The 13,922-nt window shown below is 68.8% G+C and carries 11 protein-coding genes; 4 read left to right on the top strand and 7 right to left on the bottom strand.

Going from position 1 to position 13,922, the window contains the following annotated elements; translation table 11 throughout:
• Position 1: 1 nt before the first annotated feature.
• Positions 2 to 1,066 (bottom strand): PQQ-binding-like beta-propeller repeat protein, encoded by a 1,065-nt coding sequence (locus D7V80_RS21070; protein ID WP_233585585.1) that lies wholly within the window; start codon positions 1,064 to 1,066, stop codon positions 2 to 4.
• Between the two features lie 82 nt (positions 1,067 to 1,148).
• On the opposite strand from D7V80_RS21070, the gene add reads away from it, so the two are divergent.
• Together add and D7V80_RS21080 are read left to right on the top strand one after the other, a co-directional pair.
• Positions 1,149 to 2,312, top strand: coding sequence for an adenosine deaminase (gene add / locus D7V80_RS21075; protein ID WP_014394378.1), 1,164 nt, complete (start codon positions 1,149 to 1,151; stop codon positions 2,310 to 2,312).
• Positions 2,313 to 2,322: 10 nt separating this feature from the next.
• Positions 2,323 to 2,808 carry a hypothetical protein gene (locus D7V80_RS21080; RefSeq protein ID WP_120589855.1) on the top strand — a complete coding sequence of 162 codons (486 nt, stop codon included), beginning with the start codon at positions 2,323 to 2,325 and terminating at the stop codon, positions 2,806 to 2,808.
• 61 nt (positions 2,809 to 2,869) lie between these two features.
• On the opposite strand, the gene glgC is transcribed toward D7V80_RS21080, so the two are convergent.
• Positions 2,870 to 4,099 carry a glucose-1-phosphate adenylyltransferase gene (glgC, locus tag D7V80_RS21085; RefSeq protein WP_014394380.1) on the bottom strand — a complete coding sequence of 410 codons (1,230 nt, stop codon included), beginning with the start codon at positions 4,097 to 4,099 and terminating at the stop codon, positions 2,870 to 2,872.
• A gap of 207 nt (positions 4,100 to 4,306) precedes the next feature.
• On the opposite strand from glgC, the gene D7V80_RS21090 reads away from it, so the two are divergent.
• Positions 4,307 to 5,188: a GGDEF domain-containing protein gene (locus tag D7V80_RS21090; protein WP_120589856.1), complete on the top strand. Its 882-nt coding sequence runs from the start codon at positions 4,307 to 4,309 to the stop codon at positions 5,186 to 5,188.
• Between the two features lie 5 nt (positions 5,189 to 5,193).
• The gene (locus tag D7V80_RS42300; protein ID WP_199738772.1) at positions 5,194 to 5,370 is read left to right on the top strand and encodes a hypothetical protein; all 177 of its coding nucleotides are present in this window, start codon (positions 5,194 to 5,196) and stop codon (positions 5,368 to 5,370) included.
• A 27-nt stretch (positions 5,371 to 5,397) separates the two neighbouring features.
• Here D7V80_RS42300 and D7V80_RS21095 read toward each other — a convergent pair whose 3' ends face one another.
• The 5 genes from D7V80_RS21095 to D7V80_RS21115 form a co-directional block, all read right to left on the bottom strand.
• A complete protein-coding gene (locus D7V80_RS21095) occupies positions 5,398 to 6,426 on the bottom strand; it encodes an NAD-dependent epimerase/dehydratase family protein (protein WP_120589857.1) in 1,029 nt (342 codons plus the stop codon).
• Positions 6,423 to 10,832, bottom strand: coding sequence for an AMP-binding protein (locus D7V80_RS21100; protein ID WP_120589858.1), 4,410 nt, complete (start codon positions 10,830 to 10,832; stop codon positions 6,423 to 6,425). Before D7V80_RS21100 ends, D7V80_RS21095 begins: the two co-directional genes overlap by 4 nt.
• A gap of 17 nt (positions 10,833 to 10,849) precedes the next feature.
• Complete coding sequence (locus D7V80_RS21105) at positions 10,850 to 12,460, bottom strand: lactate racemase domain-containing protein (protein WP_014394385.1); 1,611 nt, start codon at positions 12,458 to 12,460, stop codon at positions 10,850 to 10,852.
• A 31-nt stretch (positions 12,461 to 12,491) separates the two neighbouring features.
• On the bottom strand, positions 12,492 to 13,157 hold the full coding sequence (locus D7V80_RS21110) for an HAD family phosphatase (protein ID WP_043322704.1): 666 nt from the start codon (positions 13,155 to 13,157) through the stop codon (positions 12,492 to 12,494).
• Positions 13,158 to 13,260: 103 nt separating this feature from the next.
• A partial coding sequence (locus D7V80_RS21115; RefSeq protein ID WP_120589862.1) for an NAD(P)-dependent oxidoreductase occupies positions 13,261 to 13,922 on the bottom strand: 662 nt, incomplete at its 5' end.

A 13,922-nucleotide genomic window follows, 5' to 3' on the forward strand; every position in this document is an offset into this window, starting at 1 on the left:
CTCAGTTGGGCGGCGGCACCCGCAGGCGCCACGCCAGCACGCGACCGTCCAACCCCAGCACGAACACCAGCGGCCCGCGCACCACCGGCCGCGTGCGCAGCGGCGTGTCCGCGCGCACCGTGAACGCGGTCGTCCAGCCCGGGGCCTTGAGCGCCACCAGGTTCCCCGCGTGCCCGGACGTGGGCACCAGCAGCAGGTCCTCCAGCCCCACCTGCACCCGGCCCACCAGCGGCGTGGGCAATTCCACCCGCGCCACCTCCCGGCCCTCCGCCGTGGACAGCCCCACCAGCGAAGACGGGCCCGCGCCCACCCACAGCGCGCCCAGCGCCCGCGCGGGCGGCCCCGTCACCCCGTCCGCGAGCTGCTGCTCCCAGCGCGTGCTCCCGTCCTTCACCGACAGCGCCAGCACCCGCCCCGGCCGGGTGGCCACGAACACGGTGTCGCGCTCCGAATCCAGTCCCACCACGTCCGTCACCGGCCGCGACCAGCGCGGCTCACCGCTCCGGGCGTCCAGCGCCCACAGCCCGGCGCCGAGCGGCACCACCAGCACGTCCGCCACCAACACCGGCGCCGCCCGGAGCCCCGGGGCCACGGATACCTGTGAATCCAAGGATTCCACCGGCGCGGAAGCCTTGGGCGCCGGCCGCTTCCAGCGCTCCTGCCCGGAGTCCACCGCCAGGGCGCGCACCGCGCCGTCGGGGGCCACCAGGAAGACGGTGTGTCCCGCGTCGTCCACCACGGGCGGTGTCAGGACGGGCGGCTCGCCTCCCAGGCGCCAGCGCTCCTTGCCGTCCTTGAGCGACAGGCAGGCCACCTCGCCCACCACCGTCCCCACGACGACGCTCTCACCGGCCAGGGCGGGGGGCACCGCCACCTCGCGGCCCAGTCGGGTGGTCCACACCGGCCGGCCCTCGCGGTCCAGGCGCACCACCGCGCCCGCCTCGTTGCCCAGGAGCACCCCGTCCGAAAGGGCCGTGAGCCCCGTCCGCGAGGACGCATCGCTGGAGTACTGGAAGGCCGGTTCCACCGGCGCCCGCTGGCACGCCATGACGGCCAGCGTCAACATCAGGCAGGTCGGCAGGGGCAGGCGTGGACAGGCGCGGGACGGCATGGTTTGGGGAGGATGACGCAAGCGAGGAACTTCGACCATGCCCACGATTCGTGACGACGAAACCCCCAACGCCACCGGCATCCCTTCATCCGCCCGGCGTACGGACATCACCCCGCCTCCCACGCTGGCGGTGACGGAGGAGCTGCTCCACGCGCTCCCCAAGACGGACCTGCACTGCCACCTGGACGGGTCCATGCGCCTCAAGACCATCCTGGAGCTGGCCGAGCAGCAGAAGATCAAGCTCATGGCCGACACCGAGGACGGCCTGGCCAAGGCCATCCACATGGGCCAGGTGTGCAAGAGCCTGGAGGAGTACCTCGTCGCGTTCGACGTGACGCTCTCCGTCCTGCAGACGGCCGAGTCCCTCTACCGCGCCGCCTACGAGCTGGCCGTGGACGCCGCCGCGGAGAACGTGCGCTGGCTGGAGGTGCGCTACTCGCCCGCGCTGCACCTGCAGAAGGGCCTGAAGATGACCACCGTCATCGACTCCGTGCTGGAGGGCCTGCGCGCCGCCAAGAAGGAGACGGGCATCAAGTGCGCCGTCATCGTCTGCGGCATCCGCCACATCAACCCGCAGACGTCCATGCGCCTGGCGGAGCTGTCCGTGGCGTACAAGAACCGCGGCGTCGTGGGCTTCGACCTGGCGGGCGCGGAGGCCAGCTTCCCCGCGAAGGACCACCTGGACGCCTTCCGCCTCATCCTCAAGAACAACGTCAACTGCACCGCCCACGCCGGTGAGGCCTTCGGCCCGGAGTCCATCTCCCAGGCCATCCACTCGCTGGGCGCGCACCGCATCGGCCATGGCACCCGGCTGCGCGAGGACGGCGACCTGCTCAACTACGTCAACGACCACCGCATCCCCATGGAGGTCTGCCCGTCCTCCAACGTCCAGACGGGCGCGGTGTCCTCGCTGGAGTCCCACCCGCTCAAGTTCTATTTCGACTACGGCCTGCGGGTGACCATCAACACGGACAACCGCCTCATCACCGACACCACCGTGACGAAGGAGCTGTGGCTCGCCCACCGCAACCTGGGCCTGTCGCTGGAGGACCTCACCACCATCATCGTGTCCGGCTTCAAGAGCTCCTTCCTGCCGTTCCGGGAGAAGCAGGACATGCTGCGGCAGGTGAACCAGGAGATCGCCACCACGCTCGCCGCCTTCGAGAAGCGCCCCGTCGCGGCCATGCGCCAGCCGGCCTGAGCCCCCTGCCATGGACGACACCCAAGGCCTTCCACCGCCGGACTTCGAACCCGCGCGCGCGAAGGCGGCCAAGGACCTCAAGCTGCCCGCCCTCATCATGATGGGGATGGGCGGCCTGTGGGTGCTGTACTCGCTCTTCGGGCTCTACCGGACGCTGTCCCCGGAGGGGCTCCAGGCCATGCACGCGGGCGTCGACAAGGCCCTGGAGGTCTACCCGCCGGAGCTGCGGGCGCAGGCGCGCGCCATCCTGGCGTCCTTCCTGAGCCCGACCTTCCTCGCCCTCAGCGCCCTGCCTGGAATCTGCCTCAACGGGCTGGTCGTCTTCGGGGCGTGGAAGATGAAGAACCTCCAGCTCCACGGGCTGGCCCTGACGGTGTCCATCATCTGCTGCATCCCGTGCTGCGGCCCCGGCTGGGGCCTGGGCCTCATCCCGGGCATCTGGTCGCTCGTCGTGCTCAACCGGCCGGAGGTGAAGGCGGCCTTCCGCTCGAAGTGAGCGCGAAAGGGCAGGGCGCCCCGGAAGTGCTTTCCGGGAGCGCCCTGAAGCCTCGTGAAGCTCAGGTGACCTTCATCCCCTTGGGGATGACGACGACGCCGCCGGACGTGACGTGGAAGCGGCGCTTGTCCTCCACCGGGTCGTAGCCAATGGTCATCCCGGGCGGAATCTCCACGTTCTTGTCGATGATGGCCCGCTTGATGCGGCAGCGCCGGCCGATGGTGACGTTCTCGAAGAGGATGGAGTCCTCCACCTCCGAATACGAGTTCACCCGCACCTTCGGCGACAGCACGGAGCGGTGCACGTGGCCGCCGGAGATGATGCAGCCCTCCGCCACCAGCGAGTCCGTGGCGGTGCCCACGCGCTTGCTCTCCCGGTCCGCGAAGACGAACTTCGCCGGCGGGAAGTTGTTGGGCTGGGTGTGGATGGGCCAGCGGTCGTTGTAGAGGTTGAAGGTCGGGTCCACCTCCACCAGGTCCATGTTGGACTGGTAGTACACATCGATGTTCCCCACGTCCCGCCAGTAGCCGCGCTCCTTGTCCTCCTGGCCGGCCACCGTGTTCTGGGCGAAGTCGTACACGTACACGGGCTCGTGCTTGTAGAGCTCGCTGATGATGGACTTGCCGAAGTCGTGCGCGCTCTTCTCGTCCGCCGCGTCACGCACCACCTGCTTCACCAGCGTGTCCGTGGTGAAGAGGTAGTTGCCCATGGAGGCCAGGCACATCTTCGGGTTGCCCGGCATGGGCGGCGGGTCCTTGGGCTTCTCCAGGAACTGGAGCATGCGCCCGTCCGGCCCCACGTCGATGATGCCGAACTCGCGCCCCTGCTCGATGGGCACCGGAATCGCCGCCACCGTGCACGCGGCCTTCTGCGCGATGTGGAAGTCCAGCATCTTGCGGACGTCCATCCGGTACACGTGGTCCGCGCCGAAGACGAAGATGTGGTCCGGCTCCTCGTCCGTGATGATGTTGAGGTTCTGGTAGATGGCGTCCGCGCTGCCCTTGTACCAGTCCACGCCGGTGCGCATCTGCGCGGGCACCGCCTCCACGTAGTGACCCAGGAACGCCGTCATGCGCCACGCGCGCGACAGGTGGTTGTTGAGCGAGTCGCTCTTGTACTGGGTCAGCACCTTCATCCGGTACACGCCGGAGTTGGCGAAGTTCGACAGGACGAAGTCGATGATGCGGTAGCGCCCACCGAACGGCACCGCGGGCTTCGCGCGCTCTCGGGTCAGGGGCTCCAGGCGCGTGCCCGCGCCTCCCGCAAGAATCATGGCCAGCAGCTTTGACATAGGTGCCGGCCACGTTAGCCCCCGGCCGCTGGCCCACAATGGCTGTGCGGCCCTCGCAAACCCTTCCGTTGAGTGCCCAACCGGGCAGGGCGGATGGGAGGAAAGCGACCTCCTATTTTCGCGGCATGTAGGAGGAGGGGCGCAACCCCATGCGTCCTCTTGCCTTGCGTGGCTTCCCTGGACCTTGCGTGCTAGCGTGGCCGGGCGATGTCTGGCGACCAAACGCGAGTCACCAAGATCTCCAGCCTCACCCCGGGACCCGAGCGTGGCACCGAGTGCTGCCTCGTGCAGATCCACGGCCCTGAGCTGGGCAAGAAGTACGTGCTGGAAGAGACCGAGTTCACCATCGGTCGCGACCAGCACAACCACATCGTGGTGGACCTGGACAATGTGTCCCGCCGCCACGCGCGCATCTGGACCCGTCAGGGCAAGACGTACGTGGAGGACCTCCAGTCCACCAACGGTACCTACCTGAACGACCGGGAGGTGCTCCAGGCGCAGCCGCTGCGCAGCGGGGACCTGGTGAAGGTGGGCGGCTCCATCTTCAAGTTCCTCGATGGCGACAACATCGAGACCCAGTACCACGAGACCATCTACACGCTGACCATCGCGGACGGTCTCACCGGCATCAACAACAAGCGCTACTTCCTGGAGTACCTGGAGCGGGAGATGGGCCGCTCGCACCGGTACCAGCGCACGCTGTCGTTGATGATGTTCGACATCGACCACTTCAAGCAGATCAACGACGTGCACGGCCACCTGGCCGGCGACTACGTGCTGCGCGAAATGGCCCAGTCCATCAAGCGGCTGGTGCGCCGCGAGCAGTGCTTCGCGCGCTACGGCGGCGAGGAGTTCGCCATCGTCATGCCCGAGGACGGGCCGGACAAGGCGCGCCTGTTCGCGGAGAAGATCCGCAAGCTGGTGGAGGACAAGCGCTTCGTCTTCGAGGACAAGGACATCCCCGTCACCATCTCCATCGGCGTGGCGGAAGTCGCCTCGGAGATGTCGGAGCCGTCCCAGTTCATCAAGGTGGCGGACGCGAACCTCTACAAGGCCAAGAAGTCCGGCCGTAACCGCGTGGTGGGCTGAGGGCCATGGCGGACGCAAGCGGCGGCCCGTCCTTCCTGGCCCGGCTCGTCCTCGTCCTCCTGGGCGTGGCCTTCCTGGGCGCCGCCTGGGTGTGGCATCAGAAGGACAAGGACCCGAACGCCGCCCGGCTCGTGGAGCGCGTGAGCGGCGGCCGGGTGCACGGCGGCGCGGCGAATCCTTGAACCGCCGCGCCCCTCCTTCCTGAAACGTCAGGTGCCTTCGCGCGACTCGGCCAGCCGGCCGCGGGTGCCGGGCAGGTTTCCGGGCGGCATCTTCCCGTAGATGTACTGGACGGTGTCCAGCAGCGTCTCGTGGACGTCGCGCGCCTTGAAGCCCAGCTCGCGCTCCGCCTTGGCGGGCTCCAGGTAGAAGAAGTGCTCGCCAATCTCGACCTCCTGCGGGTCGAGCTTGGACACGGTGCCGCGCAGCTTCGCGAGCTGCTCCAGCAGCTTGCCGCCCCAGATGTTCACCTCGCGCGGCAGCTTCATGCGCGGGGCGGGCACGCCGGTGAGGCGCTGGAGCCGGTCGAAGAAGTCCGGCATGGCCATGTTCACGCCCATCAGGTGGCGGCCGTACACCTCGCCCCGGGTGAGCGCCTGCACGAAGGCGTCCGCCGCGTCGCGCGCGTCCACGAAGGAGATGCCGCCGCCGGGCATGGCCGGAATCTCCCGGTTGAGGAACTTCACCACCGTCCAGGTGGAGGACAGGCGGTCATCCCCGGGCCCCATCAGCAGGCTGGGGTTGAGCACCACCAGCGGGATGGAGTGCTTGCGGCAGTACTCCAGCGCCAGCTTCTCTTCGTAAATCTTGGACAGGTAGTAGGGCCAGTTGGCGACGGTGGTGATGGGGTAGTCGTCGTCCTCCGTGCCCACGCGGTCCTCCTTCGACACCGCGATGGTGCCGGAGGTGGAGCCCAGGATGACGCGCTGGATGCCCGCTTCGCGCACGTCGCGCAGGAACTCGCGCGTGCAGTCCACGTGCAGCTCGTACATCCGCCGCGCGTCCTTGTTCTGGAAGGAGACGAGCCCCGCCAGGTGGTAGACGGCGTCCACGCCCTCCAGCGCGCGGCGCACGGCGTCCCGGTCCTTGAGGTCGCCCTGCTGGACTTCCGTCCTGGCGAACGCGGGGCCTGACGGCTTCGAGCGCGCGATGAGGCGCACGTCGTGGCCCGCCTCCACCAGCCTGGGCACCAGGTGCGTGCCCAGGAATCCCGTGCCTCCGGTGACGAGCAGCTTCACGCGTCCTTCCCTTCCGGCAGGGCCCGGGCGGGCGGGGTGAAGTCCCGGTCCGCGCCCACCTGCTCCAGGTCCAGCACCTTGCCCGCCCTCAGCGCGCGCACCGCTTCCTCCGCGATGTGCGTCACGTAGCGGTAGCCCTCCGAGCGCGCCATGCCCTGCGCCCGAGCCTTCAGCGACGCGTACTCCAGCGCCGGGCCCACGTGGACCTCCAGCTCCTTCGTCTTCGGGAACATGGAGCCCTTGGGCAGCGCTTCGTACGCCCCGTGGATGTACAGCGGTAGCACGTCCACCCCGTAGGTGAGCGACAGGTAGCCCAGCGTCGGCTTGAACTCCATCAGCTCGCCCGTCTTGGAGCGCGTGCCCTCCGGGAAGATGAGGACGTTGAAGCCCTGCCGGAGCGCCTCGCCCGCCACGCGCAGCGACTCACGCAGGGAGCCCTGCCGGTCGATGGGGATGAGGTTGGTGAAGTTCTCGAACCACGCGCGCTTGAGCGGCGTGTCGAAGAAGTAGTCCCGCGCGGCCAGCGACACCAGCCGCTCGCCCTGGTCGCCCAGCACCACGCGCACCAGCCCCGCGTCCAGGTGGCTGGCGTGGTTGGCGATGACGAGGAAGTTGCGGTTCCGCGGGATGAACGTCTTGCCCGTCACCTTCACGTCGAAGACGCCGCCGTAGAGCACCTTCTGCCCGAAGGACAAGAGCTGCCGGCCCAGCGCGGACACCGACTCCGGCACCGGAATCTCCGCATCCTCCGCGCGCTCGGCTTCCTTCTTGATGTCGCGCGCCCGCGTCTCCTGCGAGGGCCGGCGTCCGGAGGCCACCACCAGCTTGCGCAGGTCCTCCACCGTCTGCACCTGCGTCAGGTCTTCAATGGCGGGCAGCGGCACGCCCGCGCCCTCCAGCGCGACGGACATCTCCGTGAGCATCAGCGAGTCGAAGCCCAGGTCGCCAATGAGCTGCGCGTCCGCCCGCACGTCCGACGCCGGGCGGTGGCAGACCTCCGCGATGAGCGGATAGAGCCAGTCCGACACGCCGCCCGTGGTGGGCGCCGCCTGCGCCTTCTCCTTCACGCGGCCCGCGCTGGCCGCCACGCGGTCCAGCCGCTGCAACTCCTCCACCACGCGCTTGCGCTTCACCTTGCGGGTGGACGTGCGCGGCAGCTCGCCGTCCCAGAAGCGCAGCACCTTCACGCGCCGGTAGAAGGGCATGCCCGCGCTCACCTTGCGGAAGTGCTCCTCCAGCTCGTGGCGGACCTCTTCGCGCGGGCGGTCCTTGAAGTCCGGCACGCACAGGCACGCCACCTTCTCGCCGCCAGCTTCGTCCGGCAGGCCGACGATGGACAGCTCCTTGATGTGCGCGTGCTCCTGGTACAGCTCCTCCAGCTCGTCCGGGTAGACGTTCTTGCCGTTGGCGTCGACGATGACGTCCTTGGCGCGGCCCATGAGGTACAGGCGGCCCTCGTCGTCCATGCGGCCGAGGTCGCCGGTGTGCAGCCAGCCGTCCTTCACCACGGCCTCGGTCGCCTCGCGGTCCCCGAAGTAGCCCGCCATCACGTTCGGGCCCTTGGCCAGCACCTCGCCAATGCCGTCGTTGTCCGGGTTGAGAATCTTGAACTCGATGCCCGGCAGCGCCTTGCCCACCGTGCCCTTGATGCGCTTGTTGGTGGCCTCCGACACCGCCAGCACCGGCGCGGCCTCCGTGAGGCCGTAGCCCTCGCGCATGGTGAAGCCCAGCTCGTGGAAGGCCTGGTGCACCTCTTCCGACAGCGCGGAGCCGCCGGACACCAGCACCTTCACCCGGCCGCCGAACTTGCGGTGCACCGGCCAGAACAGCAGCTTGCCCAGGTTGAGCGAGCTGCGGTTGCGCAGCTCCCCGTTGGCCGCCATCAGCGCCTTGAGCGCCTGCTCCACCAGCGGCGGCTGCGCGGCCATCTCCTGCGTAATCTTGCGGTGCAACAGCTGCCAGAGCGCGGGCACGCCAATCATCGCCGTCACGCGGCCCGTCTCGAAGACGTCACCCAGCCGGTCCGACGTGAGCTCGTCGATGTACGTGATTTCCGCGCCGCGCATGAACGGCGTGAGGAAGCCGGCGGAGAACTCAAACGTGTGGTGCAGGGGCAGCACGGACAGCACGCCGTCGCCCACGCCCACGTCGAACGCGCCCGCCAGCTTCGCCACCAGCGCCGCGAAGTTGCGGTGGGTGAGCATCACGCCCTTGGGCGTGCCCGTGGTGCCGGAGGTGAAGATGACGCTCGCCACGTCGTCCGCGGCGGCGGACTTCCTCACCGGGCCAATGCGGTCCGGATACGCCGGGTCGCCCGTCATGGCCTCCGCGAGGCTGGCCACGCCCACGCCCTCACCCAGCGCCGCGAAGAGGCCGGGGAAGTCCTCCGCGGCCTGCTCGGACACGAGGCACTGCTTGGCGGCCGCGCGCTTCGCGATGTTGACCACCTCTGCTTCGGTGAGCGAGGGGTCCACCGGCACGGCGGTGCCGCCGGCGCGCAGGATGCCGAAGTAGCTGATGGCCCACTCCGGCCGGTTCTCCGACACCAGGAGGACGCGGTCGCCGCGCTTGATGCCCTGGGCCATGAGGTAGCTGCCCACGCGGGCCGCGTAGCGGTGCACCTCGCCGAAGGTGAAGCGCTCCTCCTTCTCCCCCGCGGCCATGCGGAACGCCACCCGGTGGCGGTACGCGTGCACGGTGGCTTCGAACAGCTCCAGCAGGTCGCGGTGCGCGGGGATGGCGGTGCGCTTCTCGCGCTCCTCGTCCAGGCCCGGGAACACCCACTTCTCCAGGCCGGGCAGGTGCGTGCCCAGGAAGTACTCGCGCCAGTCGATACGGTCCGGCGCCCAGCCAATCTTGGCGCGGTCCGCCGGCACCATGCGCTCGTAGACGGAGCGCGTGTTGTCGCAGCGGAAGACGTAGCGGTTCTCCCAGAGGAAGGGGAGGAACAGGTCGATGAGGCCGCCGAGGCTGCCCGCCTGGGACTCCACCTCGTCCAGCGCGACGCGGGCCTTGTCCATCATCGCCTGCACGCGGGGCGCGCCCCACGCGGGCCGCACCTCGTCCATGGCCTTCTTCAAGAGCTTCGCGCCCTTCGCCAGCATGGGCGCGCTGAGCAGCTGGAACTCCTGCTTGCTCACCGGCTGCGGCTCGATGCGCGAGCGCAGCGAGTTGACCAGCGAGTTGCCCGTCTCGCGGTTGCGGTAGTAGCGGCGGCGGTACAGGCCCACCAGCTCCACGGAGCGGCTGGCGAGGAACGGGTTCACGTCACCGGAGGCCAGGTTGTAGACGCGGCGCTCCTCCACCTGCATCGCGTGCGCGGTGATGCCCAGCGTGGCGCCCGCCACCTGGTCCACCGGGATGATGTCCAGGATGGCGTGGTCGCCCGCGGGGATGCCGCGCTGGCCCTTGATGCCCGCGTACGCCAGCGGCGCGGACGTGGTGAAGCCCTCGTTCCAGCCAGGGAAGGGGAAGTGCGCCGCGCTCTCCACGATGGAGGGCCGCACGATGGAGTAGCGAAGCCCCGGCGTCCCGGCCATCACCTGTTCGCCCAGGTGCTTGGCGTACGTGTACGTGTTGGGCCAGCCCCAGTGCTGCGCGCGCTCCATGCCCGCGCGGACCAGCTCGCCGGACAGCCACAGCTTGCGCTCGCGGCCCACGGCCAGGCGCAGCGTCTTCTCGTCGGTGGCGTCGCGGCCCTCCTCCTCCAGGCGGTCCAGCGCCTTCTGCCGGAAGAGGGAGGTGAGCGCCTTGTCATCCGCCTGTTCGCGCAGGCGGGCCACGATCTTCTCCGCGTCCGCCAGCTCCTGCTCCAGGCTGAAGTCGCGCCCGTCCATCTCCTCGTGCTTGGGGAAGTAGCCCAGCACCGGCTCGTCCTCGAAGACGAGCCCGCTGCGGTTGCCCACGACGAACGCGGTGGACATGTGGATGAGCGGCACGGACCAGCGCAGCGCCAGCGCCACCGCGTTCTTCACGCCGTGGGTGTTGACGTTGAGGCCCACCTCCAGCGACGGGTTGAAGGAGACCAGGCCCGCGCAGTTGACGATGGCGTGCACCTGCCCGGTGAGAGAAGCGACCTGCGCCTCCTCCAGGCCCACCAGGGGGTCGGTGATGTCGCCATCCAGGATGGTGCACTTCTGCTGGATGAACGCCATGGCGCCTTCGTCGCCCAGGCGGTCGCGCAGCGGCTGGAAGGGCTCGCTGGGCGCCACCTTGTCGAAGAAGCGGCGCTCCGCGGACGCGGCGCTGCCCTTGCGCACGATGACGTAGACCCGGTCCAGCACGTCGCCGTAGTGGGCCAGCAACATCGACAGCGTCACCTTGCCCACGAAGCCGGTGGTGCCGACGAAGACGATGCGCTTGCCGGTGAAGACCTCGGTGACGTTCAGCTCGGAGGGCGTGGCCATGTCCGTGTGCGACCCTTTCACTTCACGTCCACCATCACCGTGGGCGCGATGCGCAGCAGGCTGATGGACGCCGAGCGCCCCATGAAGCCGCGCGCCTCTTCAATCGCCTCGGAGAGGGTGTCGGTGCGGTCCCAGCCGAGCAGGGCCGGGACGTGGTTGTTCTCCGCGCCCGCGACGATGACCTTGCCTACGTGCTGGCGGCCATTCTCGCCCCAGTACCACATGTAGAAGGGGTGCACGCCGTGGTAGGCGTTGCCCTTCCTGTACAGGTGCACGTAGCTGGGGTTCTCCGCGAACTCCTTCTCGTACTTGTGCTCCAGCTTCATGGAGTCCCGCGTCTCCGGCAGCAGCCGGTGGAAGAACTCGATGTAGCTGGGGTGCTGCACGGGGTCGAACTCGTCGTAGGCCGGGTGCAGGAGGATGAGCACGCCCCCCTTCTTCACCAGCGGCACGCCCCGGTTGAGGTTGTAGAAGTAGCCCAGCCCCATCACCTGCACGAGCAGCGGGTTGAGGATGGAGTTGACGCTGTAGGGGCTGACGAACGGGATGGGGAAGATGACGATGTCGCTCTGCCCCTCCACCGGCACCACGTACTGCTTCCAGCTCTGCTCCAGCGTCTTCGCGTGCGTGGGCTCCGTGGCCCCCGCGAACACGCCCGTCACGTCATAGGGCGCGGGGATGGCGTTGAGGACCTTCCGCGCCGCCGCGCGGGGCAGCTTGGACAGCGTGAAGCGCAGGGCCTGGAACTTCAGCCGGTCCGCCTCCGTGTAGTCCTCTTCCTTCTTCGCCAGGAAGTCCGTGGGCGCGCCGAACATGCGGTTGTTCAGCGTGGTCTCGATGTGGAAGACCTTCAGCGACTTGTCGATGACCGTGCCGATGCGCGAGTTCTTCGTGTAGAGCGCGCTCGCCTTCGGCTCCATGTAGGAGTCCGACTCGCGGATGGTCTTCGGGTTGTGGTGGTGCCGGAGCGACGCGTAGTTCGTCACGCCCGTGCCCATGGACTTGTGCCCGCCGTTCATGGGCACGAAGTTGATGTTCACGTAGACGATGAGGTCGCTCTCCGCCACGCGGCGGTTCACGGCCACCACCTCATTGTGGCTGGTGCGCTCCAGCTCCGTGATGCCGTCCGGGTCTTCCGCGTCGTGGTTGTAGTAGCGGTCCGGGTAGTAGGCGTCGAAGATCTTCTCGCCCACCATGCGCTTCATCTCGCCTTCGGTCATCCGGCGGTGCAGCGCGTTGGCGATGACCAGGTGCACGTCATCCACGCCGGAGTCCGCGCACAGCTCCAGCACCACCTCCAGGATGGACTGGCGCACGTCCGGCGTGACCATGGGCGGCAGCGGGACGCTGATGTCGTCGATGACGCACGTCAGCCGCATGCCGGGCTTGAGCAGCGCGTGCAGCGGGTCCATGCCCTCCGGGTGGTTGATGGCCCAGCGGATGGCGGCCTTCACGTTGGGCACGCCCTCCAGCGGGGGGCGGGGGAAGATGACCCGGGTGCCCACGGGCAGGTCTTCCTGGAGGAAGCCCTCACCGTAGAAGAGCGCCCGCGGGGGGCTGCCCTTCTCCGTGATGACCACCTGGCTTTCCTCGTCGTACAGCTTCTGGAGCGTCTTGAGCGGGCGCATGGATGAAGGGGGCGGCGAAAGGGGTGGGGGACTACTTCAGGTCCAGGATGGGCCAGTTGTACGCGCGCGCGAGCGAGCGCAGCCGCAGGTCCGGGTTCACCGCGGTGGGCCGTCCCACCACGGCGAGCATGGCGTAGTCGGAGGCGCTGTCCGAGTAGCCATGGCACTGGTTGAGGGCCAGGCCCTCGCGCTCGCAGTAGGCGCGGATGGCGTTGGCCTTGTTGGCGCCTTCGATGATGGGCGGAATCACCTTGCCGGTGGCCTTGCCGCCCACGAACTGCATCTTGTTGGCGATGACGTCATCGCAGCCCAGGTGCCGGGCCAGGGGGCGCATGGTGAAGTCCAGCGCTCCGGTGACGAGCACGATGCGGCAGCCGGAACGACGCGCCTCGTCGATGAGGTCCTGCGTCTGCTCGTACAGGGCGGGCTTGAGGACGTCCTCGAACATGTCCTCCGCGATGGTGACGAGCCGGTCCTCGCTGAGGCCCGAGTAGTACCGGTAGAAGAATTCGTTGAAGGCCTTGCGGTTGACGGCATCCAGGATGCCGAACACCGGCAGACCCAGGGCGGTGCCCAGGGTGCGGCCCGCGATACCCCGGAGCGAGCCCCGATTCATCGCGTAATAGGCATAGACGTGGACGATGTTCGTCCGGACCAGCGTCCCGTCGACGTCGAAGAAGGCTGCTTTGGCGGGCACTTTGGGGGGCATGGGCGGTCGGGCTTCCTCCCATCCTGGAGGGGGTGTGGTCAACGAAAGCGGACGGGCCGGGGTGGGGGGCCGGCCCTTTGGGCGCATGGGGCTATAACCAGCCCTGCGCGCGATACCATTCACCACTGCGGGTGATGGACTCCGCCAGCCCCCGTCGTGGCCGGAAGCCCAGCAGGCGTTCAGCCTTGGCCCCGGAGCAGGTCCAGGCCGGGGCCAGGAGCTGCCGCGCCAGCTTCCGGTTCAGGGGGAGCTTGCGGCCGGTCAGCCGCGTCACCCCGTCCGCCGCCGTGGCCAGGGCGGTCAGCACCGCCGGGGACAGCCGCCAGGTGCGCGTCTGGAAGCCCAGGGCCTTCGCCCCCAGGTCCTGCATCTCCTCCAGGGTCAGCCGCTCCGGGCCCGCGCAGAAGAACGCCTCCCCCAGGGCCTCCGGCTTCTGGGCCAGGACGAGCAGCAGGTCCACCACGTCCTCCACGTCCACCAGGGACAGGGGGCGGGGGCCTCCGGCCAGCTCCAGCCGGATGCCCTTCTTCCCCAGCTTGAAGAAGGTCAGGTTTTCCCGGTCCCCGGGCCCCAGGATGCGCGGCGGGCGGATCACCGTCACCGGCAGCCGGTCCTGGAAGGAGAACGCGATGCGCTCACCCTCCGCCTTGCTCTCGCCGTACCACTCATGCGGATGGAAGGCGTCCTCCTCCACATGGGGGCGCTCCGGGGTGGAGGGGCCGTGGGAGGCCAGGGAGCCGCACATCACCAGGC

The sequence above is a fragment of the Corallococcus sp. CA054B genome, assembly GCF_003611625.1.
In the GTDB taxonomy this organism is placed as follows: domain Bacteria; phylum Myxococcota; class Myxococcia; order Myxococcales; family Myxococcaceae; genus Corallococcus; species Corallococcus coralloides.